We start from the raw sequence: 26,611 nt of genomic DNA, 5'->3' as shown, positions 1-26,611 counted from the left end.
GGCCAGGGACGAGACCGGGGCCTCTCCGGCCTCTCCGCGCGGTTCATCCGGTGCCTCGGCGCGACGCTTCGGCACCACCGCGCGCCACAGCGCCCACGCCGCCCACAACGTCGCGACGACCAGCATCAGATCGCGCCCGGCCAGGACCCAGGGCGCCAGCCGGCCGCCGTGCAGCAGCCGGGGGAACAGCAGAGGGAACTCAGCCTGTGTGAGGGAGATGGCGGCCAGCAGCAGCCAGCACGGTCCCCGCAGGGCGCTGTCCGGCTGGGTGAGGCACAGCGCGATCAACGCGACCACCCACACCAGGTACTGCGGGCTGAGCACCCGGCTGGTCACGATCGCGACCAACACGGCGACCAGGCCCGCATCGTAGTAGAGCGCCGCGGACCAGCGCTGCGGCGTCAGGTCCGCGCGGCGCCGCCACCACAGCAGCCACGCGAACCCGGCGACGGTCAACAGTTCGCAGCCGATCGCGGCCGTGCCGACGCCGGGCCCGATGATCTCGAACGCGCCGTACTGGTGCCGGATCACGCCCGGATAACCGAAGCGCCGGGCGATCAGGAACGGAACGGCCAGCACCGACTCGACCTCCAGGCCACGGTCCTGCTGGCCGGAGAGGAACCCGAACGCGCCGGGCAGGAACGCGGCCAGCGCGAGGGTGGGCGCGGCGGCCGCGAGCACCGCCCACCGCACCGCCCTGCGGCCGTCTGCGCCCTTAGGCAGCCCGACCGCGAGCGCGGCGGGCCACAGCTTCATCAACGCCCCCGTACCGATCGCCGCGCCGCGCAACCGCCAGGTCCCGGAAGCCTTGCTCGTGGTCACGACGAGCGCGAGCGCGGCGGTCATTGTCACCACGATGTCGTATCGGCCGTAAACGATGGGCCCAAGCATGAAGATCGCCACCACGTATGCCCACGCGCCGGTGTAGTCGGTCCGCGTCGCGTCGCCTCGGTGCGCGGTGAACCAGCACCGGTAAAGCACCAGCAGGAACGTGATCAGGTCGGCCAGCAGCGCCATCGCGTAGAACGCGGTGTAGTAGCTCAACCCGGTCCCGCTGTGGATGAGGCGCGGCAGCGCGATCACGATCGCCGCGCCGGGTGGGTACTGCCACTGCGGGTCGTGCAGCGGGTAGTGCCCAGCGGCGAGAGACTGCGACCAGCGGTTGTACGTCTTGACGTCCCCGACGATGTCACCGTGCGAGATATACGGCACCACGTTGTACGTGAACAACAGCAGCACGCCGCGCGTCCACGCCCAGCACGCCATCGGCAGCGCGGCGCTTCTGACGCGCTCCCGGGTGATCACTGCGCCCGGGGCGACCGGAACCGTCGGCACGGCCCTCGTCGCGGTCTGGCGGCCCGTCATGTGCTCCGGTGCTTCCGATCTGAGATCGTTGCGGCATGCCCCGCACGCTTGTCGTTACCAACGACTATCCACCGCGACCCGGCGGTATCCAGGAGTTCGTCCAGTCGATGGTCGATGGATTCACTCCTTCGGACGTAGTGGTGTACGCCTCGACGTGGCGCGGGAAAGCCGCCGAGTGCCGCGCATACGACGCGCAGCGGCCCTATCTCACGGTGCGTGAGGACACATCTGTTCTGTTGCCCGACCCGCGCCGCACGCGCAGAGCGTGCGAGATCGCGCGCGCCGAGGGCTGTGAAACGGTGTGGTTCGGTGCGGCCGCCCCGCTGGGTCTGATGGCCCCGGCGCTGCGGCGCGCGGGGGTCGGCCGCCTGGTGGCCACGACCCATGGCCATGAGACCGGATGGGCGCAGCTCCCCGGGGCACGCACCTTGCTGCGGCGCATCGGCGACGGCGTGGACGTGATCACGTACCTGAGCGAATACCAGCGCACCCGTATCGGCGCGGTCTTGAGCCCGCAGGCCGCGGCGCGCATGCAGCAGCTCTCTCCCGGGGTGGACACGGACCGGTTCAGACCCGAGTTACGCACCTCACCCGAGGTGGCGCAGCTGCGCGAGCTTCACGGCTTGACGGACCGTCCGGTCGCGGTCTGCGTATCGCGTCTGGTGCCGCGGAAGGGTCAGGACACGTTGATCCGGGCGTGGCCGGCGGTCAAGCGCGCGGTCCCTGACGCCATGCTGCTTATCGGCGGCGGGGGGCCGTACCGCAAGGACCTGGAACGCATCGCACGTGAGACGGGCGTCGAGCGGGATGTCCTGTTCGCCGGCCGGTTGCCGTGGGAGGACCTGCCGCTCTATTACGCCGCGGGAGACGTGTTCGCGATGCCGTGCCGTACCCGCCGCGCCGGCCTCGACGTCGAGGGGCTGGGCATCGTGTATCTCGAAGCCTCCGCCACCGGGCTGCCGGTCCTCGCCGGGGATTCCGGCGGCGCTCCCGATGCGGTGATCGAGGGGGAGACCGGCTTTGTCGTGCCCGGCCGCGACGTCGACCGGACCGCGCGCGGCGTCGCCCGGCTGCTCGCCGATCCGGCGCTGGCAGTCAAGCTCGGAGAAGCCGGCCGCTGCTGGGTCGAGCGGCGCTGGCAGTGGTCCAGCATCCGTGAGCGATTCCGCGCTCTGCTCGACGCGCGCTAACGCCGGCGGCCGGCGGCTTGTCGCCGCCGGCCGCCTGGAACCGGTTGCTGCACTGCGCCGTACTGCGCCCTGCGGGCGCCTCTACTTCGCGTACAGCTTGTCGATCTCGCCCGCGCACTCGTGCGCGATCACGTTGCGCTTGATCTTCATCGACGGGGTGATCTGGCCGCCCTCGATGGTCCACTCGGTGGGCAGCACCACGAACTTGCGGATGGACTCGGCCTTGGAGACCGCCTGGTTCGCGGAGGCCACCGCCTCCTCGATCTCCTGCAGCACCGCCGGGTCCCCGGCCAGCTGCTCCAGCGGGGTGTCCTTGTCCCGGCCGTGCAGTCCCAGCCAGTCGGGCAGCGCCTCGGCGTCGAGGGTCACCAGCGCCGCGATGAACGGCTGCTTGTCGCCGACGACCATGGTCTGGCTGATCAGCGGGTGCGCGTTGAGCCGGTCCTCCAGCACCGCCGGAGCGACGTTCTTGCCGCCCGCCGTGACCAGTATCTCCTTCTTGCGCCCGGTGATCGACAGGTAGCCGTCGTCGTCCAGCCGGCCCAGGTCCCCGGTCTTGAAGTAGCCGTCCGCGGTGAAGACCTCCCGCGTCGCCTCCTCGTTGTTCCAGTAGCCCCGGAAGACCTGCTCGCCCTTGATCTCGATCTCGCCGTCCTCGGCGATGCGGATCGTGGTGCCCGGCAGCGGCGGGCCGACGGTGCCGGCCTTCGCGTTCGGGTACGGGTTGACCGCCACCGCCGGCGCAGTCTCGGTCAGGCCGTAGCCCTCGCACACGAACAGGCCCGCGCCGCGGAAGAAGTGGGTGAGCCGGGCGCCGAGGGGCGCGCCGCCCGATATGGCGGCCGTCGTGCGCCCGCCGAGCGCCGCGCGCAGCTTGCCGTACACCAACCGGTCGAACACGGCGTGCTTCAGGTTCAGGGCGAACGGGACCTTCCCGGCCTCGTGCGCCTCCGACCAGGCGATGGCGGTCTGCGCCGCGGCGTCGAAGATCTTGCCCTTGCCCGTGCCCTCGGAATGGGCCTTGAGGCTGGCGGAGTTGTAGACCTTCTCGAAGACCCGCGGCACGGACAGGATGAACGTCGGCTTGAACGAGCCGAGCTCCTCGACCACGTTCTTCACGTCCGAGCAGTGCCCGAGCTTGGCCTGCGCATGGATCGCGCCGATGTGGATTATCCGCGCGAACACGTGCGCCATCGGCAGGAACAGCAGCGTCGAGGGTTCGGGGTGCTCTCCCTCGCCGTGGAAGAGCTTGTCGAGGAAAGCCACCGCGTTGCAGGCCTCGAACAGCATATTGCCGTGCGACAGGACGCAGCCCTTGGGCCGGCCGGTGGTGCCCGAGGTGTAGATGATCGTGGCGACCGAGTCCGGGCCCAGCGTCCCGCGCCGCTGCGCGAGCGTCGCCGCCGGCACGTCCGTCCCCGCTGCGGCGAGCAGCGCCAGGGCCCCGGACGGTATGTCGGTGGAAGAGTCGATCTGCCACACGTGCTTGAGGTCCGCGGCCTGGGCCCGCACCGATTCGACGAGCGCGGTGTTCTGCGCGGTCTCGGTGAACGCGGCCACCGCGCCGGAGTCGGCCAGGATCCAGGCGACCTGTTCGGCCGAGGAGGTCTCGTAGATCGGCACCACGACCCCGCCGGCCTCGAAGACCGCGAAGTCCAGCAGCGACCACTCGTACCGGGTACGGGACATGATCGCGACGCGGTCGCCGGCCCCGACGCCGAGCGCGACCAGCCCTCGGGCCACCGCGGTGACCTCGTCGAGGAACTCGCCGGCCGTGACGTCCCGCCAGACGCCGTCGACCTTGCGGCCGAGCACCGCCTTGGCGGGCGCCTCCCCGGCGTTGCGGTGCACGATGTCGGTGAGATCGGCCCCGGCGGGAACCTCGTACAACGGTGCAACACTGAACTCGCGCACGCGCGGCTCCTCGTACTACGGACAGATTGGTGTGTGCTTGTCGGCCTGTGCTGGTGTTGCAGGGTCGGCGCGGCCGGTTCCCCGAAGGCTACGGGTAAGCCGCCCGTCGCCGCAGTCGACACCACGGCTCCAGCACCGAAGGTACATCTCATTACCGGCGAGTAGCTAGTGTTCCGGCGTTATCCACAGGCTGCCGGCCATTCCCTCCTTCGCCCGTCTCCGGCGCGGTACCCTGAACCGAGCGGAGCCGGGGGCATGGCCGGCCGGGGTAGAAAGGCAGGGCGATGGCGGACCGGACCAGAGCCTCCATCCAGATCGGCGCGCCGGCGGCCGACATCATGGCGGTCATCGCGGACCTGCCCGCCTACCCCGAGTGGACCGGCGAGGTCAAGCAGGCCGAGGTGCTGGAAAAGGATCCCGGATCCGGCCGCGCCGCCCGGGTGCGCCTTTCCATCGACGCGGGCGCGCTGCGCGACCGCCAGGTGCTGGACTACACCTTCGACGGAGACCACGCCGTGCACTGGACCCTCGTCGAGGGCGACATGCTGCGCGCGCTGGAGGGTTCCTACGTCCTGACGCCCGTGGAGGGCAGCGATGCGACCAGCGTCGAGTACACCCTCGCGGTGGACGCGAAGATCCCGTTGTTCGGCATGATGAAGACCAAGATCGAGAAGGTCATCATCGACCGCGCGCTGGCCGGCCTGAAGAAGCGCGTCGAATCCACGGTCCGGTAACACGGGCCCTAGGACGAGAAGACGCGGAACGCCGACAGCCATGGAGACCACACCCACCGGGATCGATGCGGCCCGGAACCCGACGCCGCAGCAGTCTGCCCAGCCGCCGCCGGTCGAGCCGCTGGCCCGCGCTACCCGGCTGGTGTTCTGCACCGGCAAGGGCGGCAGCGGTGTGACCACGGTCGCCGCCGCGACCGCGGCCCACGGCGCACAGCGGGGTCTGCGTACCCTGATCCTCTCGCTCGGCGCCCTCGGCCCGGACAACGACGCGGACGATCTGCCGGCGATCCTGGACCACCACGTCGGCACCGTGCCCACCCAGATCGACGACCTGCTCTTCGCGCAGCGCTTCGCCGCCCAGCCCGCCTTCGAGGAGTGGTACGGCAAGGCCGCGGCCCGGTTCCGCACCGCGCTTGAAACTTTCGGCGTCACCGTGCCAGACGCCGCCGAGCTGTCCGCTCCGCCCGGAGCCGCCGATCCGCTCGCCCTGCACGAGATCACCACGGCGGTCGTCGGCGGCGCCTGGGACCTCGTAGTGGTCGACGGGCCGCCGCTCGGCCCCGCCCTGCGGCTGCTCGCCCTACCCTCCAGCACGCAGACCTGGCTGCGGCGGGCGCGGCCGGTCGAAGGGCAGGCCGCCCGCGCGCTGCGTCCGGTCCTGGCCACCCTCGCCGGGCTGCCGCTGCCGCAGAGCGGCCTGGTCGAGCTGGCCAGGGACGCCGCGACCAGGGCCGCCACCGCGCACGCGGTGCTGGCCGACCCGCTCTCCTCGGTGCGCCTGATCGCCACCCCGGACACCGTCGCGCTGGCCCGGCTGCGCGCCGCTCGCACCGCGCTGGCGCTCTACGGCCTGCGCCTGGACGGCGTGGTGATCAACCGCCAGATCCTCGAAGCGCCCCGGGACAGCTGGTCGCGCGGCTGGGCGGCGGCGCAGCGCATCGCCACCGAAGGGCTGACCGAGGCATTCGCCGGCGTTCCCGTGCACGAGGTGCCGTACCGGCCCTGCGAACCGCTCGGCCTGGAAGAACTCGCCGTGGTCGCGGCCGCGGCCTACGGCGCGGGAGACGGTCTGGGGCCGGCCGTCGCCCCGCCCGCCCCGTCGCTGACGCAGACCGAGGGCGGATACACCCTGATCGTGCCGCTGCCCGCGGCCGACCGGCGCGGACTCGGGCTGGTGCGCCGCGGCGACGACCTGATCCTGACCGCGGGCGCGCATCGGAGAACCCTGCCGCTGGAGCCGGTGCTGCGCCGCTGCCGGGTGGCCGGGGCCGTCCTGCGCGACCAGTCCCTCAACATCCGTTTCGTGCCCGATCCCGACCTGTGGCCACAGCCGGCCGGGCCCGCCGCCGACGCCCCGTCACCAGCAGGAGGCCAGCCGTGACCGAGCAGCCCGAGGACGCCGAACGTCGCGAGGACGACGGCGAGGAGATCCCCGTCGTCGAACTGACTCCTGCCGCGCGCCCCTCCGCCCCGGACGCTTCGGACGCCGACTGGACGCGGACTGAGCCGGTACGGGATGATCCGGGGACGCTCGGTGAGGAAGCGCGGCGTCTGTGGGACTCGGTCCGCGAGCAGTTCGTCGACCCTCTCGTGCGCAACTACCCGGAAGCGGCCGGGCATCTCACCATGGCGGGCACGGAGCTCGCGGCGGCGCTGCGCGCGCTCGTCCGCGGCGCCGAGCGGCGGTGGACCGGCGGCGGCGAGGAGAGCCCGGAAGACGGCCGCGACGGCCCGCAGGACAGCTAGCAGGGCCGAACGGCGAGCCGGGCAGTGTGGAAAGGGCGGAGTGAGGGGACCATGGGACTGACGATCGGCGTCGACATCGGCGGCACGAAGATCCTGGCCGGTGTGGTAGACGAGACCGGCGCGATCCTGGACCGGGTCAAGATCCCGACGCCTCGCGACTCGGCGCAGACCGCCGCGGCGATCGCGCAGGCAGCCCAGAGCGTGCGCAAGGACTACCCGGTCGAGGCGATCGGCCTCGGCGCGGCCGGCTTCATCAGCGCGGACCGGGCCACCGTGCTGGTCGCTCCCAACATGTCCTGGCACGACGAGCCGCTCAAGGCCCGTATAGAGGCGCTGATCGACCTGCCCGTGGTGGTGGAGAACGACGCGAACGCGGCGGCGTGGGGCGAGGCCCGCTTCGGAGCCGGAGCCGGACGCCCCAACGTGGTGCTGTACACCGTCGGCACCGGCGTCGGCGGCGGCATCGTGCTGAACGGCGATCTGTTCCGCGGGCATTTCGGCATAGGCGCCGAGTTCGGCCATTACCGCGTCGTGCCCGACGGTCGTCCCTGCGGCTGTGGCCAGAAGGGCTGCCTTGAGCAGTACGCCTCAGGCAGTGCCCTGACACGGTACGTGAAGGAGAACGCGAAGAGCGACCCGGAACGGGCGCAGATCGTGCTCGCCCTCGGCGACGGCACCCCGGAAGGGATCGTCGGCGCGCACATCACCGAGGCCGCACGCAAGGGGGATCCGGTCGCGCTGGAGGCCTTCGCGCAGATCGGGCACTGGCTCGGCCAGTCCATGGCGGATCTGGCCTCGATCCTCGACCCGGAGGTCTTCGTCGTGGCCGGCGGGGTGTCCGACGCGGGTGAGATCCTGACCGCCCCGACGCGTGAGCGCTACCACGTCGCGCTGGCCGGCACCGGCGACCGGCCGTTCGCGCAGGTCGTCACCGCCACTCTCGGCCCGGACGCCGGGCTGATCGGTGCCGCGGACCTGGCCCGCCTGCGCTGACGGCCGGTCAGGAAGCGGTCGGCGCGGCGGCACGCGCGGTCACAGGACGGCGCCGTAGGTGGGATCGTCCGGATCGTCGTCCCCGCCGCCCGGACGATCCTTCAAACGGGTGACCAGGTAAGCGAATCCGAGCACGCCGGCGACCACGCACAGCAGCGCCGCCCACTGCGGGGTCTGCCAGTGCAGCAGGGTGGCCAGCGTGAGATACGAGGGGCCGCCGAGGCCCGCGATCCACGCCGCCTTGGTGACCATACCCAGTTCGGGCAGCGGCGGCGGGGGAGGCGGGGTGTAGCCGTCCTCGGCCGGCTCCGGCGCGGAATCCCAGTCGCGTGGGCCGGGGGCCGTCCACGTGACCGCGGGAGGCGCCGAAGGTGGCTGCTCCTGCCCGGGGCGCGACGCCGGGCGCACCACTCGGGACGGCGTCGCGGGCGTCGCGTTGAAGCCGGGTCCCGGCCCCGCGCCGGTGCCCGCCATACCGCTCTGCGCGCCGTCCCCGCCGTGCGGCCGCGGCCCCGCACCCGGTAGGTTTTCCGCGTCCGGCCACCGGCCGGGCTGGTCCGCCGTGCTGGCGTGGAATGCCGCGACCAGTTCCGTCCAGACCGCGTCGTCCACCGCGCCCGGCCGTTCGCCCTCGCCCGGACGGTCCATGTCGCCTGTGGTCATCGCGGAGCTCCCGCCTCGAGTTCGGTCCGCCTCACGTGTGCGCCTCCACCGGGGCATCGTCCCACGCCGCACGCGTTCACGTACAGCCAAAGCGGGTACTTCGACATTCGGCGAGGCACGGCGCGCCGCGGCGGATGCGCTGTCGGTACACTCCGACTCCCGCAGTGATGGACGATGCCGGGAGGTGCGGCGGTTCTATGTTGTACGGCCTGCTCAAATCGACGCTGCTCGGCCCGGCGCTTCGCCTCGGTTTCCGGCCGCGCGTGCGCGGCGTCGAGCACTTCCCGGCCGAGGGGCCCGCGCTGCTGGTGGCCAACCACCAGTCCTTCTCCGATTCGCTGTTCATGCCGCTGGCCGCACCGCGCCCGGTGAAATTCCTGGCGAAGGCGGAGTACTTCACCGGACACGGGGTCAGGGGACGCCTCTCCGCGTTCTTCTTCCGCGGCGTCGGCTCGATCCCGATCGACCGCTCCAACGCCGCGGCCGCCGACCCGGCGCTGAGCACGGCGCTGCGGCTGCTGGCCGACGGCGAAGTGGTCGGCATGTACCCGGAGGGCACCCGCAGCCCGGACGGACGGCTGTACAAGGGCCGTACCGGCGTCGCCCGCATAGCGCTCTCCGCTCGTTGCCCGGTGGTGCCGTGCGCCGTCTTCGGCACCGACCGGGTCCAGCCGACCGGCCGCCGCGTGCCGGTACCCTCGCGCCATCCCAGCGGGAAGGTGCGCGTCGTGTTCGGACGGCCGCTGGACTTCTCGCGCTACACCGGCCTCGACGGTGCCGCCTGGGATGCGCTGGCCGGCACCGAGGCCGAGCGTGCCGTGCTGCGGGCGGTAACCGACGAGATCATGCTCGCGCTGGCGCAGATGACCGGGAACGAATACGTCGATGTCTACGCCTCCACCGTCAAGGCCGACAGGGCGTCTTGACGAACGTCTATCCGTCCTGAAGATGCCCACTGAGAGCGCGATGAGCGCCGGCCGGTGAACGGGCCCTGCGTTACGCGGCGGAGTTCAGCGCGATCAAGTGCCCGGTCACCGCGACCTTGGCCTGGAGGTAGCGCAGGTTCGAGGCGGTGACGAACACCCCGGTCGGCACCTTGTCCCGAACCGCGATCCCACGCAGCGTCAGCTGCCTGGCCTTGTCCGGATTGTTGGACAGCAACCGGATCTCCGGCGCGCCGAGCGCGTGCAGGATCTGCGCCGCCGCGGTGTAGTCGCGGCCGTCGGAGGGCAGGCCCAGTGCCTCATTCGCCTCGTACGTGTTCAAGCCCTGATCCTGGAGCGCGTAGGCGTCGAGCTTGTTGTAGAGGCCGATCCCGCGGCCCTCCTGGCGCAGGTAGATCAGATAGCCGCCGACCTTCGTGATCTGTTCGACGGCGTCGCGCAGCTGCGGACCGCAGTCGCAGCGCGCGGAACCGAACACGTCACCGGTCAGGCATTCGGAATGTAACCGCACAAGTGGCACCTCAGCCTCGGTATATCGGCCGAGCGCGAGCGCCACGTGCTCCTGTCCGTCGACGAGCCCGTCGAAGGTGAAGACCTGCGCATCCGTGTGGTACCCGTCGCCGAACTTCAACGGGATGCGTACGTTCGTACGAACCGTCGCCTGCTCGCTCATCGATGACTCCCGTGACCCGAGGGAAGCGGTGTATTTGATCGTTCATTCGCGACTGAAGAACGGGCGGGACGTCTGGGGAAATTCCCGTTCCGGCGGCCCGGCTCGCGCGGCCGCGCTCGGTCGCCGCGCATGTGCGCGAAGTTCACACGGCCGTCACCCGTCCGCGATGCGAACCGGGGTAAACCGACCGGCGAGTAACCGGTAGGTTTGACCCCGAGGTCGAACGCCGCACAGCCCTGCCCGAATCGGCCGGGGGCGGCGGCGGGGCAACGGCGCCCAGCACCCCAAGTAAGCCATGCGCGGCGCATTGGCCGCGGCAAAGCGGGGGCCCACACCCTCGACACGACGAGCCGGTGCGGCGGCTCCCACCTCGACAAACGGTTGCTGAAGGGATAGAAATGCGCGTCGGAGTCCTGACCGGCGGTGGCGACTGCCCGGGTCTGAACGCGGTCATCCGAGCCGTGGTCCGCAAGGGTGTACAGCGGTACGGCTACGAGTTCGTCGGGTTCCGCGACGGTTGGCGCGGTCCGCTGGAGGGCCTGACCCGAGAGCTTGACGTCAAGGCGGTCCGGGGCATCCTGCCGCGCGGCGGCACCATCCTCGGTTCCTCCCGCACCAACCCGATCAAGGTCGAGGGCGGCGTCGAGCGGATCAAGGCGAACCTCGCCGAGCTCGGCGTGGACGCACTGGTCGCCATCGGCGGCGAGGACACCCTCGGTGTGGCCACCAAGCTCACCGAGGAGGGCGTACACGTCGTCGGCGTTCCGAAGACCATCGACAACGACCTGAACGCCACCGACTACACCTTCGGCTTCGACACCGCGGTGACCATCGCCACCGAGGCGATCGACCGGCTGCACACCACCGCCGAGTCCCACCATCGGGTGCTGATCGTCGAGGTCATGGGCCGGCACGCGGGCTGGATCGCGATGCACTCCGGCATGGCCGGCGGCGCGAACGTGATCCTGATCCCGGAGGAGAAGTTCGACCTGGACCAGGTGTGCGCCTGGATCGAGTCCCGGTTCAAGAGCGAGTACGCGCCCATCGTGGTGGTCTCCGAGGGAGCCACCCCGACGGACGGCGCCGAGGCGCTGGTCTCGCACGAGCTCGACGCCTTCGGGCACGTGCGGCTCGGCGGCATCGGCGAGGCGCTGGCCAAGGAGATCGAGAAGCGCACCGGCAAGGAGGCGCGCACCACGGTCCTCGGCCACGTGCAGCGCGGCGGCACCCCGACTCCGCGCGACCGCTGGCTGGCCACCCGCTTCGGCCTGCACGCGATCGACGCGGTGCACGACGGCGACTGGGGCAAGATGGTCGCGCTCAACGGCGTTGACATCGTGCGCGTCCCGCTGTCCGCGGCGACCACCGAGCTCAAGACCGTGCCGAAGTCCCTCTACGAGGAGGCCAAGGTCCTGTTCGGCTGAGCCGAATCGGCCATCCGGCACGGACTGCGCGGGCGGGCGGCGGCCCGGCGAGGCGCCGAACGCCGTACCCGCCGGGTATGTGGTCTGCGAAACCGGTTCGAGAGTCCTCTGACGCGGCGGCGCCGCTCCCGTACACGGAGCGCGCCGCCGTGCCTTATTCAACGCTGCGATACTTACCCCGATGCCTCCGCACCCCGCGACGCCCCAGACCGCTCGCGCCATCAACGACCGCGCGGCCCTGGCCCTGTTCGCCGCACGCGGCGCACTGACCGCCGGGCAACTGCAGGAGTCCACCGGGCTGGCCCGCCCCACCGTCACCGAACTGCTCGGCCGCCTCGGCAGCGCCGGCCTGATCGAACAGATCGGCGAGATCGGCGCGGACCGGCGCGGACCGAACGCCCGGCTCTACGCCCTGGCGGGCCGTCGTGCCTGCGTCGCGGGCATCGACGCGCGCACGGACATCGTGTACCTGGCCGTCATCGACCTGACCGGGCGCGCCGTCGCCGAACGAGCCGCGGCCATCCCGTCCGGTACGCCCGCTGCCGCCGCGCTCGACACGGTCACCGCGGCGCTGGCCGAAGCGGTGCGCGGCGGCGAGAGCGGCCCACTGCACTCGGTCAGCATCGGCGTGCCGGGCCTGATCAACCCGGTCAGCGGGAGAGTGCGGCCGGTCGCCGCCGAAGCCGGCTGGCACGCCGAACTGGCCCATGCGGTACGTGAACGCACCGGCTTGGACGCGGCCGCGGTCACTCTGGACAACGAGGTCAATCTCGCCGGGATCGCCGAGCACCGGGTGATCGGTCCTCGGGGATCCGACTCCTTCGGTCTGCTGTGGCTCGGAACGGCCGGTGTGGGTGCGAGCCTGATCCTGGACGGGGTGCTGCGGCGCGGAGCCTCTGGTGGCGCGGGGGAGCTGGGTTTCCTGGCCGTGCCCGGCGCCGGGCCGCAGGTCGGCCGCACCGACTGCACCGGCGGCCTGTTCGACCTGGTCGGCCCCGCCGCCGTCGCCCGGCTCGCCGACGCGCACGGCGTCGCGCCCGACGCGTTCGAACACCCCGCGTTCCGCGCTGAACTGTCCGCGCGTATCGCCCTGGGCGCCGCGGCGTTCGCGCTCGTGGTGGACCCGGGCCTGGTCGTGCTCGGCGGGGAGCTCGGCCGGGCCGGCGGCGCGCTGCTGGCCGCCGCCGTCGAGCGGCGGCTGGCCGCGGTGTGCCCGGTGCCGACGAGCGTGCGGACGACGGCGGTGCCCGGCAACCCGATCCTCACCGGGGCCGTGGCCACCGCCCTCGACCGCGCCCGGGCCGCGCTGTGGCCGTGAGCCTCATATCCCAAGCTCAAGCGAGCAGCCGGGTGACCTCCCGCCGCAGGATCCCGAGCCCGTCGGTGCTGAAGACGGACTCGGCGTGGAACTGCACGCCCGCGTACTGCGGCCCGCGCAGCGCCACGATCTCGCGCGAGCCGGGCAGGGTCGCGAACTCAAGCCCCGGCGGCGCGACCCGCGGGGCCAGCGCGGCGAAGGAGTTGTAGAACCCGACCAGCTCGCCGCGCCCGAACAGGTCCACCCGCACCTGTGTGCCCTGATTGGGTTCGGCGCGCCGGACCAGTTCGAGGCCGAGCGCGGCGCACAGCAGCTGGTGCCCCAGGCACACCCCGAGCACCGGCCGGCGCCGCGCGAACAGGCGCTGAAGCAGCACTCTGCCGGTGCGCACCTTCGGCAGGGCCAGGTCGCGCGGGTCGCCCGGGCCGGGGCCGAGCACGACGAGGTCGAAGCCGTCGAGCCCGTCGTGTGCCTCATATCCGGCGGTGCCGTCCACCGCGGCGGACGGCGTGCGCGTGACGGTCAGCCCGAGCGCGCGCAACTGCACGGCCAGCATCGAGGTGAACGCGTCCTCGTTGTCGACGATCAGCACCGTGCGGCCCTTGAGATGTGGTGCGACGAACGCCTCGGGGCCGTGCTCACGCAGCCAGAACGGGGCGAGTGTCTCGTTGCGTGCGGCGAGCGCCGCAGTCACCCGCGGGTCGTCGGCCCACCGGCGCGCTCCGTCGGCCTGCGTTCCGTCCTCGCCCGGCTCGGCCGCGCCCGTTTCGACGCCGAACGCCCGCAGCACGCCCGCCGCCTTGGCGTGTGTCTCGCGCACCTCCTCGTAGGGATCCGAGCCGCGCACGAGGGTCGCGCCGACGGGGATGCGCACCGAGCCGTCCGCGGGGTCCAGATAAGCCACGCGCAGCAGCAGCGAGGCGTCCATGGTCTGCTGCCCGCGCTCATCCGCGCCGATCAGCGCGGCGACGCCGGCGTAGTAGCCGCGGCCGCCGGTCTCGTGGCGTCGGATCACCCGGAACGCGTTGCGGATGGGCGAGCCGGTGGCGGTCGGCGCGAACATCGTCTCGCGCAACACCCGCCGTACGTCCATGCTCGTCCGTGCCCTGATGTAGTACTCGGTGTGCGCCAGGTTGCGCATCTCCTTGAGGAACGGCCCGGTGACGCGGCCGTGCCCGCCGACCTCGGCGAGCATCTTGAGCTCCTCGTCGACGACCATCGCCAGCTCGTCGCGTTCCTTCGGGTCGGCGAGGAAGGCGAGCACCTGCTCCGCGGTGGCCTGTGCCGGCGGCATGCGCAGCGTCCCGCTGATCGGGTTCATCACCGCGACGCCGTCGTACACGGACACGTGCCGCTCCGGGGTGGCCGCGACCAGGATGCGCTCTCCGGTGTGCACCAGGAAGGTCCAGTAGGCGCCGCGTTCGTCCGTCAGCAGTCTGCGGAACGCGCCCAACGCGGTCGCGGTCACATCGTCGCAGTACCCGACGAAGGTGCGGCGCAGCACGAAGTTCGCCCCCTCGCCGCGGGCGATCTCCTCCTCCAGCACCGCCTTGACCGCGCGCGCGTAGTCGTCGTCGCAGACGTCGAATCCCCCGTCGCGCACCCGCGGGGCCGCGGTCTCGGGCAGCTGGTCGGCGTCGAGCTCGACGCGTTCGCGGACCAGCAGCGTCAGCAGCGGCGCGCCGTCGTCGTGGCAGGCGTCGCCGCGCTCGCGCAGCTGCCGATACGGCACGAGCGCCAGCTGCGCCGCCGCGGGCAGGTCCGCGAGTCGCGCGACGCTCACCAGCTCGCCGCGCAGCAGTTCCACGCGTTCCCGGCCTTCGCGGCGCAGCAGGGCGAACGGGGGAGTCAGATCCAGCGGGGCGGTCTCGTCCATGGCCTCCGGCCTTTCGGTGAGGACCGACCGCCGACCGGGCGGACCGGGACGCCCGCCAGAGACAGCGAACCGGCCGCCTGTTCGGCGGCCGGTTCGCGAGTCGTGAAGTGCGCGAGCCCTAGATGTCCGCCGATACGGCGGACCACCACTGGTTCGAGTGTGTAAGGGCTGCGCGAGACATGGCGGTAACTGTAGCAGCCGATGACTCTCGCGGCAGCAGGGATGAGGCCACCAGGATCACGACCGCAGGCGTAGCGCAGGTGCGGTCGGCCACGGACGTCGCCGTGACGTAGCCGTGCGCCGAAAGGCCGAAAGGCCGAGGGGCCGGGAGCCGGGCGCCGAGGCCCGCGGGGGCGCCGACCACATGCCGGTGCGAGACGCACCGCACCGCTGATCCGACGCTACTTCTCGAGCGCGGCGTGCCACGCCCTCGTAAGATCCCCGGCTGTACCCGAGACCGAGGGACCGAGGGACCGACAATGACATCCGAGAGCCATCCGACCGGCATCCCCGCGTTCGCCCCCGCGCCTGGCCGCTACGAGGCGATGGAGTACCGGCGCAGCGGACGCAGCGGCCTCAAGCTGCCCGCGATCTCGCTCGGCCTGTGGCACAACTTCGGCGACACCAAGCCGCGTGAAACCCAGCGGGCAGTGCTGCGCCGAGCCTTCGACCTCGGCGTCACGCACTTCGACCTGGCCAACAACTACGGCCCGCCCTACGGCAGCGCCGAGGCGAACTTCGGCCGCCTGTTCGCGCAGGACCTGCGCCCGTACCGGGACGAACTCGTCATCTCCACCAAGGCCGGCTACGACATGTGGCCCGGCCCGTACGGCGACTCCGGCGGCCGCAAGTACGTGCTCGGCTCGCTCGACCAGTCGCTCAAGCGCACCGGCCTGGACTACGTCGACATCTTCTACCATCATCGCCCCGACCCCGAGACGCCGCTGGAAGAGACCATGGGCGCGCTGGACCGGGCGGTGCGGTCCGGCAAGGCCCTGTACGCCGGGATCTCCAACTACGACCCGGAGCGCACCCGCCGGGCCGCCGCCGTCCTGCGCGATCTGGGCACCCCGCTGCTGATCCACCAGCCGCCCTACTCGATGCTCAACCGCGGCGCGGTGGAGAACGGCCTGCTCGACACGCTCGAAGGCGTCGGTGCCGGCTGCATCTGCTTCTCCCCGCTCGCGCAGGGCGTGCTGACCGACCGCTACCTCGGCGGCGTGCCCGAGGGCTCGCGCGCCTCCGTCGGGCACTTCCTGCGCCCCGATGCCCTCACCGACGCGGTGATGAGCCAGGTCAAGCAGCTCAGCGAGCTGGCCGCCGGCCGGGGCCAGAGCCTGGCCCAGCTCGCGCTGACCTGGGTGCTGCGGGACACCCGGATGACGTCCGCGATCATCGGCGCCTCGTCGGTCGCGCAACTGGAGGGCAACGTCGCCGCGCTTGCCGGCCCCGCCCTCACGACGGATGAACTGGCGGTGATCGACCGGGTTCTGGGCGGCGGGATGTCTCGCTGACCGGAATGGGGAATACCGCCCGCGCGGCCGTCCCGTAGCCTTGAGGGGTGGATACGAACCGCACCGAGAACGCCGCCGCGGAAACCTGGCGCGCCCGACCCGCGAAGCAGCAACCCCAGTGGCCGGACCCGGCGGCGCTGCAGACCGCCGTCGCCGAACTGCGTTCGTATCCGCCCCTCGTCTTCGCCGGCGAGTGCGACCTGCTCAAGGACCGCCTCGCGCAGGTCGCCCGGGGCGAGGCGTTCGTCCTGCAGGGCGGCGACTGCGCCGAGACCTTCGAAGGCGTGACCGCCGACGCCATCCGCAACAAGCTCAAGACGCTGCTTCAGATGGCCGCGGTGCTCACCTACGCCGGCTCGGTCCCGGTGGTCAAGATCGGCCGCATCGCCGGCCAGTACGGCAAGCCGCGTTCGAAGGACACTGAGACCCGCGACGGGATCACGCTGCCGGCCTACCGCGGCGACTCGGTCAACGGCTTCGAGTTCACCGCCGAGTCCCGCGTGCCGGACCCGTGGCGGATGGTGCGCATGTACCACTCCTCCTCCGCGACGCTCAACCTGGTGCGCGCGTTCACCACCGGCGGCTACGCGGATCTGCACCAGGTGCACGCCTGGAACCGCGACTTCGTGGCCTCCTCGCCCTCGGGCAAGCGGTACGAGATGCTCGCGTCCGAGATCCAGCGCGCGCTGGACTTCATGCGCGCCTGCGGGGTCGACCCGGAGGAGACGCGCACCGTCGAGTTCTTCTCCTCGCACGAGGGCCTGCTGCTCGAATACGAGGCCGCGCTCACGCGCACGGACTCGCGCACCGGCAGTCTGTACAACACCTCCGCGCACTTCGTGTGGATCGGCGAGCGCACCCGCGATCTCGACGGCGCGCACCTGGAGTACTTCTCCAAGATCAGCAACCCGATCGGCATCAAGCTCGGGCCGAGCACCACGCCCGACGACGCCCTCGCCTACCTCAACCGGCTCAGCCCGCAGCGCGAACCCGGCCGGCTCACCTTCATCATCCGGATGGGCGCCGGGGTCATCCGCGACAAGCTGCCCGCGCTGGTGGAGAAGGTCACCGCGGAGGGGCACCAGGTCGCCTGGATCTGCGACCCGATGCACGGCAACACCTTCGAGGCGCCCAGCGGGCACAAGACCCGCCGCTTCGACGACGTGCTCGACGAGGTCAAGGGCTTCTTCGAGGTGCACAGGGCGCTCGGCACGCACCCCGGCGGCATCCACATGGAACTGACCGGGGACGACGTGACCGAGTGCGTCGGCGGTGGCCACGAGATCGCGTTCGGCGACCTGGCCACCCGCTACGAGTCGGCCTGCGACCCGCGGCTGAACCGCTCCCAGGCGCTCGACCTGGCGTTCCTGGTGGCGGAGATGTACCGGAGCGCGGTGTGACGATCGACGACGAGCGCTGGGACCCGATCGACCTGCGCAGCGACACCGTCACCAAGCCGACCTTGGCGATGCGCGCCGCGATCGCCCAGGCCGAGGTCGGCGACGACGTCTACGGCGAGGACCCGACCGTCGCGGCCCTCGAAGCCAAGGTGGCCGACCTGTTCGGCTTCGAGGCCGCGCTGTTCGTGCCCACCGGCGTGATGGCCAACCACATCGCGCTGCGGATGCAGCTGCCCGCCGGGAGCGAGCTGGTCGCCGACGCCGACGCGCACATCCTCGCCCACGAGGACGCGGGCCTGGCCTGGCACGGCGGCATCCAGACCCGCACGGCCCTGACTCCCGACGGGCTGCTCACGCCCGAGGACGTCAGCCGCCTGATCCGCCCGCACCTGCCGCACACCCTCGGCACCGGCGCGGTCGAACTGGAGAACACGCACAACCGCGGCGGCGGCAGCGTCTACACCATCGAGCGTCTGCGGGCGATCCGGGCGATCGCGGACGAGCGCGGCGTCTCAGTGCACATCGACGGTGCGCGCATCTGGAACGCGCACGTGGCGACCGGCACGCCGCTGCGCGAGTACGGAGCGGTCGCCGACACGATGTCGGTGTGCCTGTCCAAGGGACTGGGAGCTCCGGTCGGGTCGGTCGCGCTGCTCAAGCCGCAGCAGCGCGCCCAGGCCGTGCTGATGCGGCACCGGCTGGGCGGAGGCTGGCGGCAGGCGGGCATGCTGGCCGCGGCGGGTATCTACGCACTCGATCATCACGTGGACCGCCTCGCGGAGGACCACGCCAACGCGCGGCTGCTCGCCGCGGCACTGCGGGAGGCGGGCCTTTCCGTCCGCGACCCGCAGACCAACATCGTGCTCGTCGACGTCCCGGACGCCCCCGCGCTGGCCGCGCGCGCCGCGCGGCGGAATGTGCGGATTTCGGCCTTCGGGCCCGCGTTGCTGCGTTTGGTGACGCATCTCGACGTCACCGAGAAGGATTGCGTGGCGGCGGCGCAGGTGCTCGCGCACGTCGCGTGACCGCGTGTCAATCGCCGAGCCCACCAGCCCGGATGGTCCCAGACCGTCCGGATTGGCCGCGATTCGCGGCTGTTGATAGAGCCCTGCTATACGGATACCGTCCCCTTGCAACAGTCCGGCTCGCCAGTGGTTTGTCAGGGGGATGGTCTCATGGGGCTTTTCGACAAGCTCTTCAATGACGACGAGAAAGAGAAGCAGGAAGCGGCGCGGCGCGCGGCCGCGGAGAAGTACGCGGAGGAACACAACCGGTCGCACGCCGAGGCCGCGTCCCGCGAACACGCCCCCGCGAAGAAGACCGCTGAGAAGGCGAGCGCGGAGAAGGCTGCGGCCAGGCCCGCCGCCAAGAAGGCGCCCGCTGCGAAGAAGACCACCGCCGCGTCCCGCGCGAGCGTGCCGCACCAAGCGGCGCCGCACACGCACACTCCCGAGGCTCCGAACCACACGCACGCCGCCTCCTCGGCGGCCGCGGCGACCGCGGCGCACGACCAGGCGATGACGCTGCACGTGCTCTCGCACATCCCGGACCACGCGCCGCGCGAGGACGACCCGCACTACCACCTGTTCGAGCAGGCCAAGGCCCGGCTCAAGCGGCAGGGGCTGTGGCGCTGCATGATCAACGACGACCTGTGCGACGGGGTGCCCGAGTTGCACCACAGCTACATCGAGTTCTCCCAGATCAACCAGGTGGACCCGAAGAAGGTCGAGCAGGCGCTCGGGCTGCACTTCGAGAACGACGAGGACTTCCAGGAATGGGCCGAGTCCCCGGGCAACCTCGAGGTACTGTGCGTCGCCCACCACCGCGCGCACTACGGCATCCACATGATCCCCGGGCCGCTGTGGGAGGCGCTGCGTTTCCACAAAAAGGGCACCATGGCCGCCGCCGAGTTCGTCCCCGCCTCGGAAGCCGGCGACTGAGCGAGCTCCCACCCGCGGTGGAACGCAATCCACCGGACAGCAGCATCCCCGGCACGTCGAGCGCCGGCGCGTCCGTCCCGTGCGGCTTGCCGCGCGGCACGACGCGCCACGCGCACAGCACGGTCCGTGAGCCCAGCGGCACATTCACCCAGAAGATGGAGCGCCACTGCGAGCCGAACAGGTCCGCCTGTAATCGCATCCTTCGTGGAGGGTGGACGCGAGGAGTCTGCTGAAGGATGACCGCGCGTCAGGCGCTGCGTAAGCACTACAGGTACGGAGGGTAATAACACCAGATGACGCGTTATACGGGGTCGGACGCGGTACAGAGCATCCTTTTGGATCTGGGACGATAGACGTCATGGGGCTGAGTGGCATCGACGCGCGGCAACCACGCGGCGAGGGTTCCGCGGACGACTCGGTGCGGATTCCTCCGGGGCAGCGCGTACAGGCCAGCTGGCCGGTGCTGCACTACGGTCCGGTACCGCGGTTCAAGCCCGACCGCTGGGACTTCCAGGTGTACGGCGCGACCGCCGACGGCGGGAAGCGGACCTGGGATTACGCCGCCTTCCACGACCTGCCGACCGACCGGGTCGAGGCGGACCTGCACTGCGTCACCAAGTTCACGCTGCTGGACAACACCTGGTCCGGCGTGCTCGCCAGATCCCTGATCGAAATCGCCCCGCCGGCCGCAGCGGCGACGCACGCGATGGTGTGGGCCGAGTACGGCTACTCCGCGAACCTGCGCCTCGACGACCTGCTGCGTGAGACCACCATCCTGGCGACGCACCGCAACGGCGAGCAGTTGTCGCCGGAGCACGGGTTCCCGCTACGGCTCATCGTTCCGCACCTGTATGCGTGGAAAGGCCCGAAATGGGTCCGCGCCATCGAGTATCTGGTCGCGGACCGGCGCGGGTTCTGGGAGGAGCGCGGCTACCACAACGTGGGCGACCCGTGGCAGGAGCAGCGCTATTCGTACCAGGAGGACTGACCCGGCCGCGCACCGCTGCGTGGTCAGGCGAACGTGACGGTCACGGTCTTGAACCCGAGCGACTGCAGCAGGCTGACAAGCATGGCGCGGGTGTTGCGCTCGGCGTCCGCGCGCACGGCACTGGAGGCCGCAGCCTTCTCGATCTGCTTCTGGGCCAGTTCGTAGACCGCCTGCTGGCTGTTCGGGTTCCCGCTCAGGAACGAGTTGAGCCGCGTGAACAGACCCTGCTGCTGCGCGAAGACGTAGGACTGCTTCACGTCCAGCACGGCCGGGTCGAGTTGGGCGTGCGGGAGCGTGAGCGTCGCGGTGAGCCGGTCCGCGGAGACCTTGACCGCGTCACCCTTCAGGTGGGAGAAGTCCACGTACGCGTTCTCCGAGCCGATGCCGATGAACATGGTGTCGCTGCCCTCCAGGAAGCTGGGCAGGATCCCCGAGGAGCTGACATCCACCACCACCTGGAAGTTGCCGCTCGCCGCCTCGTACTTGGACAGCTCCACGATCGACTTGAGCACCACCGGCTGGCTGCGCTCGGTCGTGGTCTCACCGAAGGGATTGCGCAGCTGGGGGAACAGATGCGCGGCCGAACCTATGAGGTAGAGCACGAACAACGCGGCCAAGGCCGCCGCCGTGCCGCTTATCCGCCTGCGCCACTTGCTCATCGTGATCGCCTTCCGGTTCGGTTTGCGAGTAGCCCGGCCAAGGTACTGTGTTAGCTGACTGCATCGTTGCTAAACGTTGAGCTGTCGTTGAACCGAGGAGGCCGAGAGGTGGTCTATCCGCGCCCGCCGTGGAGAAGGCGCCGCCGGGGTATGGCGGACGGCGCCGCACCGCGGCCGCTCGGCTGTTTCTGGCCGATCTTCTGGCTGATCCTGGTCATCATCCTGCTGGGTCTGCTGTTCGGCGGCTACCGAAAAGGAACGAAGGTAGGCGCGCCGCAGCAGTCCGCGCCGGATCAGTACTCTTCGTACGCGTACGACTACCCTCGGTAGGATCTGCTCGGCATCCTCGCCTCTCGCGCGATGTCCATGACAACTATCCAATCGCCGCCATCCCGCAACTGCCATATCGCCGCTGTCGGCTTATCCGGCCGTACGGTTGCTCTCCAGGCCGCCGAGCAACTGCAGGGTGTGCAACGAGAGCTGGTCGCGGATCCAGCCGACCGAGGTGTTCCACTGCCGCGTGAAACCCGGCTGCCGTTCGAACCCGTCCCAGACCCGGGCCAGCTGCGGCTCCACCCGGGCGCCCGGCATCCACAAGTGAAGCAGGTGGCTGATGGTGGGGTACAGCTCGCCCACCGCGCGCGTCCTGTCGCCGGAGACGGACGAGATCCGCTTGATGCGCTGAGAGAGCGTGGTCAGCACCCAGTCGTGTAACGCCAGATCGCGGCACAGCTCCAGGACCGCGCCGAGCCGGTAGGACTCACGCAGGGCATAGGGAATAAGGAGGCTGATTGTGCGTACGTTCTCGTCGTACAGTACGAAGTCCGCGCGCGGCACAGCGCGCTCGTCGTGCTTCGACACGAACAGCGCGGTCCAGCGGGTGCGCGTCCACTGGGACTTGATCGGTGGACACCCGTCCAGCAGCGGCGAGGACTGTAGCCGCCGGGCCAGCCGCTCACACACCGCGCCCACGTCCAGGCAGCCGGGCGCCACAGCGCCGGTCAGCGCGGCGAAACCGGCGGCCAACTCGTCGGCGTCGGCCCGGCCCAGCGTCTCCAGCCGACCCGGTCGCGCGGTGTAGTGGGCCCACGAGCGTCGGTGCCGCGAGCCCGCCGGATCGATCCGCGCGTACGTCGAGGTCTGCAGTACCCGCCCGCCGGTGATCGCCGCGTGGGTGAGCACCGTGCCGACCGTGTGCACCCGCGCTCCGTTGGACGTCAGCACATTGCAGTCCACGCCGTTCGCCACGTCCGGGGACAGCGCGTGGTCGATCGGCCGCCGCGACTGCAGCACCGGCTCCCCGGGCAGCAGATCGAGCAGCCGCTCGGTCGCGTCCGTAGTCAGGCTCGCGCCGTGGCGCAGCAGACCGGTGCGGATCTCGCCGACCGCGACGCTCGCGGTGGCAGCGGTGTCGCGCGCCGGGTCCGTCGGCGAGTAGGCCGGGGTCTCCTGGGCGCGCACGATCAGAAATCCGTCATGAACGTATACGCGATCCGGCCGGTCACGTCCTGCGCGACGCGCATGCCCTCCTGGAGCGCCCGCTGCACGACCCTGGTCATCACCTCGGCGTCCTGGGTGACCTGGTCCAGGATCACCCGCACCGCGTGCTCGATGCCAAGGAAGCGGCTGTCCAGCAGCGACAGCGTGCAGTAGCCGTGGAACGGCGCCGCGCTCCGGTTCAGCTGGATCACCGCCGGCATCGCCGACCACTCGGCCGGCAGATCCTCGGGCAACGGCCGCGGCTGGATGATGGTGCGGCCGTGGTCGCGCAGCAGACCCAGCCGGGAGAGCTGCCAGACCGCGGCGAGCATCGGACAGGACCACAACCGCTCGCCGTCTTTCTCAGACCACAGCTGTACGTCCACGAAGATCGAGTGCTGCCGCGCCTCCGCCTCCACCGGAGGCTGCCAGGCGTGCATCCGCAGCGCCTCCGCCGGACCGGACGGCGAGCGCTGGCCGTTCGAGAGCCAGCCGGACTCGGCCACCGGGGGACGCGAGCCGTCCGTGCCCTCGACCGGCACCGACACCAGCCTGCCGGCGACGATCGCGGCCACCTCGACGCCCTCGTACTGCGCGCACGCGGACTCGCGCGCCACGTAGTCGACCCGCACGCCGCCCTTGTCCGCGGCCTCCCGCAGCATCGGCAGCAACTCGGCCGGCGGAATCAGATTGCTGAAATAATCGTCGACCAGGAAGCACGTGCTCACGCGCGGCCGACCGCTCGGCCGGCGCGCCTCGAAGGTGCGCACGGCCGTCTCGAACCACGGAGCGACCTGCTCTATGCGCGAGCGCAGATGCTGCTCGCCGAGGAGGAAGTCCTCCATGTACAGGTGGTCGAGTTCCACGGACAGGTGCGAGTAGGCGACGTCCTGCACCCGCCGCAGCGTCGAGGTCTCCCGGAAGCTGGTATCCATCGCCCTCAGATCGACTCCCAGACGGCGGGGTCGGTGACCGCCTGCGCCAAGTCCTCGTAAGCCCGCACGGTTTCCTCGTGCGCGATGCCCAGTGTCTTCACGTCCCGGTCGGTGATCAGCTGCTCGCGCCATTGGAGCACCGCGTCCAGGGACACGCTGCCGAGGCGCACCGAGCGGCCCAGCTTCAGCCGCGCGGAAAGCGCTTCCAGATCGCGGTCCATCTCGAACAGCCAGTTCTGCTGGGTTGGGCTCAGGTGGTCGGTCGACGGCGAGTGCGGATCGATGTACGCCGTGCGCACAAAGCGGATCAGCGTACGCATCACCGCGTCGTCGTGTCCGGTGGAGACCGCGGAGTTGAGCAGGCCGCGCTCGCCGTAGACCAGGTCGTGGGCCGCGCGCACATGCTGGCGGGTCCAGCGGTGGAACACCAGCCAGCGGGCCGGCACCATCCGCAGCGCGGGCCGGGCCGTGCACTGCAGCGCCAGTTCGACGGCGAAGGACCTACCCGCGCTCAGGTCGACCAGGATCAGGTCGAACTCCTCGTCGAGCTTGACGAACAGTTCGGTGCACCGGTCCACGGTGGCCTTGTCCACGCTGAACTCGCCGCCTCCGCGGCTGCCCGGCAGCAGTGTCAGCGAGCCGGCACCCGGTGGCTGCCCCGAACCGCTGACCTTCGACTCGGCCCACACGCTGACGCGCTGCACATCGGCCGAGCGTCCGCCGAGAAAGTCGTGCAGTCCGTTGCCGATCACCCCGTCGATCGTGTTCTCCACGTCGAAGATCGTGCCGATGGTCGGCGACCCGAAGTCGAAATCGAGATAGCAGGTGTTGTACCCGCGCAGCGCGGCACGGTAGGCCAGGTTCGTGCTGGTGACGGAACGGCCGGTGCCGCCCTTGTGCGAGACGGAGAAGATGATCATCAGTCCGTGGCTCCCGGCCGGCCGCTGCGGGCATCGAGGCGCGCCTGGGTGTTCTTGTCGAGTTGCGCTACCGCGTTGACGCACAGTGCGATCGCGGTGGACGGTTGCGACTCGATCAGAGTCCTGGCACGCTGCAGCGAGGTGCGGATCTCCTCAAGGCCGCGCAGCATCGGCGAGGAGCTGAGCGCGGGCGTGGTCATCTGCTGCTGGTTGAGCAGGAACTCCGCCTCGCTGACCATCGCCGCCGCGGTCTCGCTGAGGATCTCGTTGTGCGTCTGACGGGTGTTCAGCGCGTTGGCCGACGAGATCAGCGCGTCGACGATCCGGGCGTTGGTGGACCACAGCGGCTCGTCGTATCGCACGCTGATTCCCCCGTACGCGCGCCCCGGGTCGTCCCACAGGCCGTCGGCCTTGCCACCGTCGATCCGACGGGACGCGAGGTGGTTCCACAGCTGGGTGGCCAAGCCCAGCAGCTTGTCCCGCGTCTTCGGGTCGATGGTCAGCTCGGCCAGTTGCGTCGTGCGCTTGAACAGCACCGGAGCGAAGTCCGCGAGCTGATAGGCCATCGGCCGCCCGAGTTCGTCCGAACCCTCCAACTCGATCTTCAGGCCCGGGTCGTGTAGGCCGAGCGCGGGGTCGTCGCGCAGCGCCCGCCGGGTGATGCGGGCTCGGCTGGCCAGCTCCCCCAGCAGCGGTTCGACGCGTTGCAGATCCGCCTCGCTCGCGGTGCGCTGGCGCAGGTCCTGGATCAGCAGCGCGGAGACGGCGAGGCTGTAGTAGTCGTTCTCGGTGTCGTCCACCGTGCGCCAGGGCAGGTCCTCCAGCGGCCAGCGGCCCTCGCCGAATCGGGCCAGACGCGACCAGTAGATCTGGGTCAGGTCCCGGCGCAGTCCGAGCGCGGTGGCCAGGCGGTCCTGCAACGGGTTCAGCAGTCCCAGCACTCTGACGCGGTCGCGGGTCAGCTGCTCGATCGTGTCCAGCGCCATCAGGGTGAAGTAGAGGAAGGGCGCTGAGAGAGCGACGCCGGGGCGCTGCGAGGAGGTGTCTGCGGCCGGCTCGTCCAGTTCGACCAGGGGCGCGTCCCTGGCGACGCCCCAGGTCCAGCCGAGCTCGAAGAGCACGCCGGGGTCGTCGATCTCCGCGGCGATGGACACGCCGAGCCGCGCCTCGCTCAGCCGGCCGCGCACCTCGTTCATCCGCTGGTTGAACCCCTCCATGATCATCTGGGTGTCGCCGGTCTCGTCCTGATCGAGCAGCCGGATCAGGTTACGGCCCTCGGCGGAGTCCGGTTCGATCAGGTTCGTGGTGAAGCTGCGGGTCAGGCCGATCAGCGCGCCGGTCAGCCGCTCGTCCACCCGGCCGCGCAGCTCGACGGCGCGCTTGAGCCAGCTGCCGCGCGCGGTGGTGCGCTCATAGTCCTGCAGGAACTCCAGCGCGGACAGGCACAGTGTGACCGAGGTGGTGTAGGAGACCAGCAGGTCGAGGTCGCGCTGCTCGTCGGAGAGCTTGTCGCCGGGCAACCACGGGATGAAGGCGCTGCCGCCGGCGAAGGAGGGCGGGCCGCCGTCCGGCATGGTGTAGCGGTCGAGGTAGTCCTCCAGGATCTCGATGATCGAGCGAGGGATCAGCGACTCGCTGCCGAAGCGGTGCAGCGCGGATTTCGCGTCCTGGGAGGTCTCGTCCGGGTCGGCCAGCCGCAGCGCCGACAGCGCGGTGGCCGGCTGCAGCAGGCACAGCAATTGCTCGGCGTCCGCGATCGAGTTGGGCTCCTGCCGCCCCTGCCATCGCCACTTGCGGTCCGTCATCGCGAAGTCGCCCAGGGCCTTCCACACGTCCAGCAGGCGTCGGCGCGGTTCGATGTTCTCGACGTTCGCTCTCATCGGCGCTCCGATCGACGGCGTGGCGGGATCGACGGCGTGGCAGTGGCGGCGGGCGC

At 70.8% G+C, this 26,611-nt stretch carries 24 protein-coding genes; 14 read left to right on the top strand and 10 right to left on the bottom strand.

From position 1 onward, the window contains the following. The coding region (locus KGA66_RS16250; RefSeq protein ID WP_211468968.1) for a glycosyltransferase family 87 protein at positions 1–1,365 on the bottom strand (1,365 nt) is incomplete at its 3' end. A 35-nt stretch (positions 1,366–1,400) separates the two neighbouring features. Between KGA66_RS16250 and KGA66_RS16245 the strand changes: the two genes are divergently transcribed. Then, positions 1,401–2,555 carry a glycosyltransferase family 4 protein gene (locus KGA66_RS16245; RefSeq protein ID WP_211468967.1) on the top strand — a complete coding sequence of 385 codons (1,155 nt, stop codon included), beginning with the start codon at positions 1,401–1,403 and terminating at the stop codon, positions 2,553–2,555. Between the two features lie 81 nt (positions 2,556–2,636). Here the strand turns inward: KGA66_RS16245 and KGA66_RS16240 are convergent, their stop codons facing one another. Continuing rightward, a complete protein-coding gene (locus KGA66_RS16240) occupies positions 2,637–4,469 on the bottom strand; it encodes an AMP-dependent synthetase/ligase (RefSeq protein WP_211468966.1) in 1,833 nt (610 codons plus the stop codon). 284 nt (positions 4,470–4,753) lie between these two features. Here KGA66_RS16240 and KGA66_RS16235 point away from each other — a divergent pair, with 284 nt between their 5' ends. Genes KGA66_RS16235 through KGA66_RS16220 form a run of 4 tightly spaced genes read left to right on the top strand, consistent with a single transcriptional unit; the run spans position 4,754 to position 7,942 of the window. Beyond that, on the top strand, positions 4,754–5,203 hold the full coding sequence (locus KGA66_RS16235) for an SRPBCC family protein (protein ID WP_211468965.1): 450 nt from the start codon (positions 4,754–4,756) through the stop codon (positions 5,201–5,203). A 40-nt stretch (positions 5,204–5,243) separates the two neighbouring features. Next, positions 5,244–6,584 carry an ArsA family ATPase gene (locus KGA66_RS16230; protein ID WP_211468964.1) on the top strand — a complete coding sequence of 447 codons (1,341 nt, stop codon included), beginning with the start codon at positions 5,244–5,246 and terminating at the stop codon, positions 6,582–6,584. Next, positions 6,581–6,949: a DUF5304 family protein gene (locus KGA66_RS31640; RefSeq protein ID WP_211468963.1), complete on the top strand. Its 369-nt coding sequence runs from the start codon at positions 6,581–6,583 to the stop codon at positions 6,947–6,949. Before KGA66_RS16230 ends, KGA66_RS31640 begins: the two co-directional genes overlap by 4 nt. Before the next feature lie 51 nt (positions 6,950–7,000). Further along, the gene (locus tag KGA66_RS16220) at positions 7,001–7,942 is read left to right on the top strand and encodes an ROK family glucokinase (protein ID WP_211468962.1); all 942 of its coding nucleotides are present in this window, start codon (positions 7,001–7,003) and stop codon (positions 7,940–7,942) included. Positions 7,943–7,981: 39 nt separating this feature from the next. Here the strand turns inward: KGA66_RS16220 and KGA66_RS16215 are convergent, their stop codons facing one another. Further along, positions 7,982–8,605 (bottom strand): hypothetical protein, encoded by a 624-nt coding sequence (locus KGA66_RS16215; protein WP_211468961.1) that lies wholly within the window; start codon positions 8,603–8,605, stop codon positions 7,982–7,984. 197 nt (positions 8,606–8,802) lie between these two features. Between KGA66_RS16215 and KGA66_RS16210 the strand changes: the two genes are divergently transcribed. Beyond that, positions 8,803–9,531, top strand: coding sequence for a lysophospholipid acyltransferase family protein (locus KGA66_RS16210; RefSeq protein WP_246507945.1), 729 nt, complete (start codon positions 8,803–8,805; stop codon positions 9,529–9,531). A 70-nt stretch (positions 9,532–9,601) separates the two neighbouring features. Here the strand turns inward: KGA66_RS16210 and KGA66_RS16205 are convergent, their stop codons facing one another. Beyond that, positions 9,602–10,222: a GTP cyclohydrolase II gene (locus KGA66_RS16205; RefSeq protein ID WP_211468960.1), complete on the bottom strand. Its 621-nt coding sequence runs from the start codon at positions 10,220–10,222 to the stop codon at positions 9,602–9,604. 398 nt (positions 10,223–10,620) lie between these two features. Here KGA66_RS16205 and KGA66_RS16200 point away from each other — a divergent pair, with 398 nt between their 5' ends. Next, positions 10,621–11,646, top strand: a complete 1,026-nt coding sequence (locus KGA66_RS16200) for a 6-phosphofructokinase (protein WP_211468959.1) — start codon at positions 10,621–10,623, stop codon at positions 11,644–11,646. Positions 11,647–11,827: 181 nt separating this feature from the next. Continuing rightward, complete coding sequence (locus KGA66_RS16195; protein ID WP_211468958.1) at positions 11,828–12,964, top strand: ROK family transcriptional regulator; 1,137 nt, start codon at positions 11,828–11,830, stop codon at positions 12,962–12,964. Between the two features lie 16 nt (positions 12,965–12,980). On the opposite strand, the gene KGA66_RS16190 is transcribed toward KGA66_RS16195, so the two are convergent. Then, positions 12,981–14,840 carry an anthranilate synthase family protein gene (locus KGA66_RS16190; protein WP_211468957.1) on the bottom strand — a complete coding sequence of 620 codons (1,860 nt, stop codon included), beginning with the start codon at positions 14,838–14,840 and terminating at the stop codon, positions 12,981–12,983. 479 nt (positions 14,841–15,319) lie between these two features. Between KGA66_RS16190 and mgrA the strand changes: the two genes are divergently transcribed. The 5 genes from mgrA (at position 15,320) to KGA66_RS16165 (ending at position 20,682) form a co-directional block, all read left to right on the top strand. Further along, positions 15,320–16,354, top strand: coding sequence for an L-glyceraldehyde 3-phosphate reductase (mgrA, locus tag KGA66_RS16185; RefSeq protein WP_211468956.1), 1,035 nt, complete (start codon positions 15,320–15,322; stop codon positions 16,352–16,354). A 47-nt stretch (positions 16,355–16,401) separates the two neighbouring features. Beyond that, positions 16,402–17,754: a class II 3-deoxy-7-phosphoheptulonate synthase gene (locus KGA66_RS16180; RefSeq protein ID WP_211468955.1), complete on the top strand. Its 1,353-nt coding sequence runs from the start codon at positions 16,402–16,404 to the stop codon at positions 17,752–17,754. Continuing rightward, entirely contained in the window at positions 17,751–18,779 is a 1,029-nt protein-coding gene (locus tag KGA66_RS16175) for a threonine aldolase family protein (protein ID WP_312886938.1), read from the top strand. Before KGA66_RS16180 ends, KGA66_RS16175 begins: the two co-directional genes overlap by 4 nt. Positions 18,780–18,929: 150 nt before the next feature. Next, complete coding sequence (locus tag KGA66_RS16170; RefSeq protein WP_211468954.1) at positions 18,930–19,694, top strand: hypothetical protein; 765 nt, start codon at positions 18,930–18,932, stop codon at positions 19,692–19,694. Positions 19,695–20,052: 358 nt separating this feature from the next. After that, positions 20,053–20,682 (top strand): molybdopterin-dependent oxidoreductase, encoded by a 630-nt coding sequence (locus KGA66_RS16165; RefSeq protein ID WP_211468953.1) that lies wholly within the window; start codon positions 20,053–20,055, stop codon positions 20,680–20,682. Positions 20,683–20,705: 23 nt separating this feature from the next. On the opposite strand, the gene KGA66_RS16160 is transcribed toward KGA66_RS16165, so the two are convergent. After that, positions 20,706–21,341 carry a DUF4230 domain-containing protein gene (locus tag KGA66_RS16160; RefSeq protein WP_211468952.1) on the bottom strand — a complete coding sequence of 212 codons (636 nt, stop codon included), beginning with the start codon at positions 21,339–21,341 and terminating at the stop codon, positions 20,706–20,708. 150 nt (positions 21,342–21,491) lie between these two features. On the opposite strand from KGA66_RS16160, the gene KGA66_RS16155 reads away from it, so the two are divergent. Continuing rightward, positions 21,492–21,671, top strand: a complete 180-nt coding sequence (locus tag KGA66_RS16155) for a hypothetical protein (protein WP_211468951.1) — start codon at positions 21,492–21,494, stop codon at positions 21,669–21,671. 90 nt (positions 21,672–21,761) lie between these two features. On the opposite strand, the gene KGA66_RS16150 is transcribed toward KGA66_RS16155, so the two are convergent. The 4 genes from KGA66_RS16150 to KGA66_RS16135 are packed head-to-tail and all read right to left on the bottom strand — an operon-like array spanning position 21,762 to position 26,555. After that, positions 21,762–22,802 carry an SCO2521 family protein gene (locus KGA66_RS16150; RefSeq protein ID WP_211468950.1) on the bottom strand — a complete coding sequence of 347 codons (1,041 nt, stop codon included), beginning with the start codon at positions 22,800–22,802 and terminating at the stop codon, positions 21,762–21,764. 2 nt (positions 22,803–22,804) lie between these two features. Then, positions 22,805–23,755: an SCO2522 family protein gene (locus KGA66_RS16145; RefSeq protein WP_211468949.1), complete on the bottom strand. Its 951-nt coding sequence runs from the start codon at positions 23,753–23,755 to the stop codon at positions 22,805–22,807. A 5-nt stretch (positions 23,756–23,760) separates the two neighbouring features. Next, positions 23,761–24,675, bottom strand: a complete 915-nt coding sequence (locus KGA66_RS16140) for an SCO2523 family variant P-loop protein (RefSeq protein WP_211468948.1) — start codon at positions 24,673–24,675, stop codon at positions 23,761–23,763. Further along, the gene (locus tag KGA66_RS16135) at positions 24,675–26,555 is read right to left on the bottom strand and encodes an SCO2524 family protein (RefSeq protein WP_211468947.1); all 1,881 of its coding nucleotides are present in this window, start codon (positions 26,553–26,555) and stop codon (positions 24,675–24,677) included. Before KGA66_RS16135 ends, KGA66_RS16140 begins: the two co-directional genes overlap by 1 nt. Positions 26,556–26,611: the final 56 nt, after the last annotated feature.

The sequence above is a fragment of the Actinocrinis puniceicyclus genome (assembly GCF_018283645.1).
GTDB classification, from domain to species: Bacteria; Actinomycetota; Actinomycetes; order Streptomycetales; family Catenulisporaceae; genus Actinocrinis; species Actinocrinis puniceicyclus.
Note: the sequence above shows the minus strand (reverse complement) of the source record. Positions and strands in the feature narration are given on the sequence as shown.

Excerpts from the sequence above, each read along its gene's own strand:
- KGA66_RS16135 (WP_211468947.1), bottom strand. The coding sequence starts at position 26,555 with ATGAGAGCGAACGTCGAGAACATCGAACCGCGCCGACGCCTGCTGGAC.
- KGA66_RS16155 (WP_211468951.1), top strand. The coding sequence starts at position 21,492 with ATGGCGGACGGCGCCGCACCGCGGCCGCTCGGCTGTTTCTGGCCGATC.
- KGA66_RS16220 (WP_211468962.1), top strand. The coding sequence starts at position 7,001 with ATGGGACTGACGATCGGCGTCGACATCGGCGGCACGAAGATCCTGGCC.
- KGA66_RS16230 (WP_211468964.1), top strand. The coding sequence starts at position 5,244 with ATGGAGACCACACCCACCGGGATCGATGCGGCCCGGAACCCGACGCCG.
- KGA66_RS16210 (WP_246507945.1), top strand. The coding sequence starts at position 8,803 with ATGTTGTACGGCCTGCTCAAATCGACGCTGCTCGGCCCGGCGCTTCGC.
- KGA66_RS16145 (WP_211468949.1), bottom strand. The coding sequence starts at position 23,755 with ATGGATACCAGCTTCCGGGAGACCTCGACGCTGCGGCGGGTGCAGGAC.
- KGA66_RS16170 (WP_211468954.1), top strand. The coding sequence starts at position 18,930 with ATGGGGCTTTTCGACAAGCTCTTCAATGACGACGAGAAAGAGAAGCAG.
- KGA66_RS16205 (WP_211468960.1), bottom strand. The coding sequence starts at position 10,222 with ATGAGCGAGCAGGCGACGGTTCGTACGAACGTACGCATCCCGTTGAAG.
- KGA66_RS16200 (WP_211468959.1), top strand. The coding sequence starts at position 10,621 with ATGCGCGTCGGAGTCCTGACCGGCGGTGGCGACTGCCCGGGTCTGAAC.
- KGA66_RS16140 (WP_211468948.1), bottom strand. The coding sequence starts at position 24,675 with ATGATCATCTTCTCCGTCTCGCACAAGGGCGGCACCGGCCGTTCCGTC.
- mgrA (WP_211468956.1), top strand. The coding sequence starts at position 15,320 with ATGACATCCGAGAGCCATCCGACCGGCATCCCCGCGTTCGCCCCCGCG.
- KGA66_RS16235 (WP_211468965.1), top strand. The coding sequence starts at position 4,754 with ATGGCGGACCGGACCAGAGCCTCCATCCAGATCGGCGCGCCGGCGGCC.
- KGA66_RS16245 (WP_211468967.1), top strand. The coding sequence starts at position 1,401 with ATGCCCCGCACGCTTGTCGTTACCAACGACTATCCACCGCGACCCGGC.
- KGA66_RS16165 (WP_211468953.1), top strand. The coding sequence starts at position 20,053 with ATGGGGCTGAGTGGCATCGACGCGCGGCAACCACGCGGCGAGGGTTCC.
- KGA66_RS16195 (WP_211468958.1), top strand. The coding sequence starts at position 11,828 with ATGCCTCCGCACCCCGCGACGCCCCAGACCGCTCGCGCCATCAACGAC.
- KGA66_RS16160 (WP_211468952.1), bottom strand. The coding sequence starts at position 21,341 with ATGAGCAAGTGGCGCAGGCGGATAAGCGGCACGGCGGCGGCCTTGGCC.
- KGA66_RS16190 (WP_211468957.1), bottom strand. The coding sequence starts at position 14,840 with ATGGACGAGACCGCCCCGCTGGATCTGACTCCCCCGTTCGCCCTGCTG.
- KGA66_RS16215 (WP_211468961.1), bottom strand. The coding sequence starts at position 8,605 with ATGACCACAGGCGACATGGACCGTCCGGGCGAGGGCGAACGGCCGGGC.